The sequence below is a fragment of the Bradyrhizobium sp. sGM-13 genome, from assembly GCF_018398875.1.
Classification (GTDB): domain Bacteria; phylum Pseudomonadota; class Alphaproteobacteria; order Rhizobiales; family Xanthobacteraceae; genus Bradyrhizobium.
Map to the genome: position 1 here is coordinate 1 of NZ_JAGWDK010000286.1, position 278 is coordinate 278.

General features: G+C 69.4%; 1 pseudogene. It reads right to left on the reverse strand.

Annotated features, from left to right (window positions below):
• Nucleotides 1–278: pseudogene (locus KJQ96_RS39080) on the reverse strand (DNA-binding protein); the annotation flags it as partial.

The window sequence follows — 278 nt, forward strand, 5'->3', positions numbered from 1 at the left end:
CTCGTTCGTCATCGCCATCCAGCCGATGCAGGTGGATCGCTGCGATCATCACCTCGCCGCGGGTCAGCCGACGCAGGCCTTCCTCGCTGCCTTCGGGCAGGCTGGCAAGGCCGGAATTACTCTCACGCAGCGCCCATTCCAGCAGCGGATCATGGCTGCCGCCGACGATCGGCAGCGCCGCCACCTGCGCCAGCGCGGCGGGCGAGATCAGGCCGGCGGATACCCAGCGGTCGAGCGCCGTGCGCGGAAACAGCCAGCGACCGGTCACCTTGCTGCAG